At 67.5% G+C, this 3349-nt stretch carries 2 protein-coding genes; one reads left to right on the forward strand and one right to left on the reverse strand.

Translation table 11 applies throughout. The features are described from left to right. Positions 1-23: 23 nt before the first annotated feature. Complete coding sequence (locus ROTAS13_RS21570; RefSeq protein ID WP_253187737.1) at positions 24-350, reverse strand: MarR family winged helix-turn-helix transcriptional regulator; 327 nt, start codon at positions 348-350, stop codon at positions 24-26. A gap of 302 nt (positions 351-652) precedes the next feature. Between ROTAS13_RS21570 and glgX the strand changes: the two genes are divergently transcribed. Continuing rightward, the gene (glgX, locus tag ROTAS13_RS21575) at positions 653-2896 is read left to right on the forward strand and encodes a glycogen debranching protein GlgX (protein WP_051005039.1); all 2244 of its coding nucleotides are present in this window, start codon (positions 653-655) and stop codon (positions 2894-2896) included. Positions 2897-3349 lie beyond the last annotated feature (453 nt).

Genomic DNA, 3349 nt, shown 5'->3' on the forward strand with positions numbered 1-3349 from the left:
TATGCTGACGTCGAGACTTGTGATCAAGAGACAGCCTCATAGGCCGCGAATTCCCGCTCGCCCGTTCCGGTCAGCCGGGCGACGCGGCGGCGGGCGTCGGCGGGATGGGTCTCGGTGACGACCAGGCCCTCCTCCTCCAGGCTCCGGAGCAGGCGGCTCATCAGCCCGGAATCGAGGCCCAGATAGTCGCGGATCGCGGCCACGTCCGTGCGGCCATGGCCGATGGCGTTGAGCACGCGCGCGGCGCCGAGCGGGCGGCCCCGGCCGAGGAAGGAGGTGTCCAGGGCCCCGACCTCCCGGGTCACGGCACGGCTGAAGCGGCGGAAGCGGCTGATCGGGTCGAGCGTCATGTTGTCTGACTTTAGTCAGGCACATCGGGCGGTCAATCCCACCGCACCGGGGCGGGATCGCACCTCCGAGGACAGCGAAGCGCCGGGCGTGAGGCGCCACGGGCGGGGCTGATGTTGCGGTGTCACAGAGGGCGGGCGGCGGGGGACAGTCTGAAACTTCCCGGGCCGGACGGGGGTTCTGGATGGGCTGCCGGCAACCCGGCTGCTTCCTTGTCCCCGAGAGCAGGTCTGCCCCAAGCATGTCCGACGTTCCGCCCGCTTCTGGCCACGCGAAATTCGCGGCGGCCGCGATTCAACGCGCAATGCGGCTCCGGGAGGGCCGTCCCTTCCCGCTCGGGGCGACATGGGATGGGCTGGGGGTGAATTTCGCGCTGTTTTCCGCCCATGCGACCAAGGTCGAGCTCTGCCTCTTCGACGCCAAGGGCGAGCGGGAGCTGGAGCGGATCGTGATGCCGGAATACACCGACGAGGTGTTCCACTGCTACCTGCCGGATGCGCGGCCGGGAACGGTGTACGGGTATCGCGTGCACGGGCCTTACGAGCCCGAGAACGGGCACCGCTTCAACCCCAACAAGCTGCTGCTCGACCCCTATGCGAAGGGGCTGGTGGGTGCGCTGAAGTGGGACCCGTCGCATTTCGGCTATCAGATGGAGAGCGGCGACGACCTGAGCTTCGACGAGCGCGACAGCGCGCCCTTCATGCCCAAGAGCCGGGTGGTGGACCCGGCCTTCACCTGGGGGCATGACCGCCGGCCCAACATCCCCTGGGCGGACACGATCTTCTACGAGACGCATGTGAAGGGCTTCACGAAGCTGCACCCGGCGCTTCCGGAGGAGCTGCGCGGCACCTATGCGGGAATGGGGCAGCCGGAGATCGTCGACTACATCAAGTCGCTCGGCGTGACCTCGGTGGAGCTGCTGCCGGTGCATTCCTTCGTGCAGGACCAGCACCTGACCGACAAGGGGCTGACGAACTACTGGGGCTACAACACCATCGGCTTCTTCGCGCCGGAGCTGCGCTATTCCGCGAGCGGGTCGCTTTCCGAGTTCAAGGAGATGGTGGCGCGGCTGCACGATGCCGGGCTCGAGGTCATTCTCGACGTGGTGTACAACCACACGGCCGAGGGCAACGAGAAGGGTCCGACGCTGTCGTTCAAGGGGATCGACAACGCGTCGTACTACCGGCTGATCGACAATGACCGGCGCTACTACGTCAACGAGACAGGCACCGGGAACACGGTGAACCTGTCGCACCCGCGCGTTCTGCAGATGGTGACGGACAGCCTGCGCTACTGGGTGCAGGAGATGCATGTGGACGGGTTCCGCTTCGACCTCGCCACGATCCTGGGGCGCGAGCCCTATGGCTTCGACGAGGGCGGCGGCTTCCTGGATTCCTGCCGGCAGGACCCGATCCTGTCCTCGGTCAAGCTGATCGCCGAGCCCTGGGACATCGGGCCGGGCGGATACCAGGTGGGCGGCTTCCCGCCGGGCTGGGCGGAGTGGAACGACAAGTTCCGCGACACGGTGCGCGAGTACTGGAAGGGCGACGAGGGCAAGCTGCCGGACATGGCCACGCGGCTGACGGCCTCGGGCGATGCCTTCAACAAGCGCGGGCGGCGGCCGTGGTCCTCGGTGAACTTCGTCACCGCGCATGACGGCTTCTGCCTGCACGACCTCGTTTCTTACAACGAGAAGCACAACGAGGCGAATGGCGAGGACGGGCGCGACGGGCATTCCGACAACAAGAGCTGGAACTGCGGCGCCGAGGGGCCGACCGACGACGCGGAGATCAACAGGCTGCGCGAGCGGCAGAAGCGGAACTTCCTGGCGACGCTGCTGCTGAGCCAGGGGACGCCGATGATCCTGGCGGGCGACGAGCTGGGCCGGACGCAGGAGGGGAACAACAACACCTACTGCCAGGACAACGAGCTGAACTGGGTGAACTGGGAGGGGATCGGCGAGGACGGCGAGGCCCTGATCAACTTCACCCGCAAGCTGCTCACCCTGCGCAAGTCGCTGCCGATCCTGCGTCGCGGCCGGTTCCTCACCGGGCGGGTGAACGAGGAGCTCGACGTCAAGGACGTCGCCTGGATCTCCCCGACCGGCAAGCCCATGGAGGACCACGAGTGGGAGGATGCCAGCGCCAGGTGCCTGGGGATGCTGCTGGACGGGCGGGCGCGGGCCACGGGGCTGCACCGGCCGGCGATGGACATCACGGCGCTGCTGGTGGCCAACGCGCATCATGACGTGGTGGGCTTCACCCTGCCCCAGGTGGTGGGCGGGACGACCTGGCACTGCCTGATGGACACGAACCTGCCGGAGGGCGTGGAGATCGAGAGCTTCGATTCCGGGCAGGAGTACCTGGTGACCGGGCGCTCGGCGCTGCTCTTCGCGCTGGAGCCGGAGGATGGGGACTCCATCGCGCTGCGGCAGACGCTGCGGGCCCTGCGCGGGCTGACGGAGCGGCCGGTGATGGGGCTGCCGAAGAGCGACGAGAACAGCGAGGAGACGAGCGAGGAGGAGGCGAAGGAGGGCGGGGCCGGCTGACGGGGCTGGCGGGCGGCTTCCGGGGCATGTTCTTCTGTCATGGGACGGAAGGATGCCCGGAGGCCGTGGCGCGTCGGGGAACCGGGTGGCGGAAGAGGCTGCACAACACCATGTGAAGGGGATGCCGGGTGTGCCATGCTCGGCCCAACCCCGTCCCTGCCACCGCCAGAGCGATGCGAAACCTTTCCGACCTCCTTCCTGATACGGCCGATCCCCACGCCGTTTCCGCGGCCGAACGGCTGCGACGGGAACGGGAGTGCGAGGCCGCCTGGGCACGGCACCGGGGCGAGTGCCATCTGACCAGCAGCGCCGTGAACGACTGGGAACCCACATTCTCCAAGTAAGTCGCTGATTTCGCTGTCGTAATCGTGATATTTCGCATATAAATCATGGCGTTGACGGCTGCGAGGGGCGCGTTTCATGGATCACCTGGAGGGTGCGGGCTTGGCGCGG

Origin of the sequence: Roseomonas sp. TAS13 (assembly GCF_001950415.1) — a bacterium.
Lineage (GTDB): Bacteria > Pseudomonadota > Alphaproteobacteria > Acetobacterales > Acetobacteraceae > Roseomonas > Roseomonas mucosa.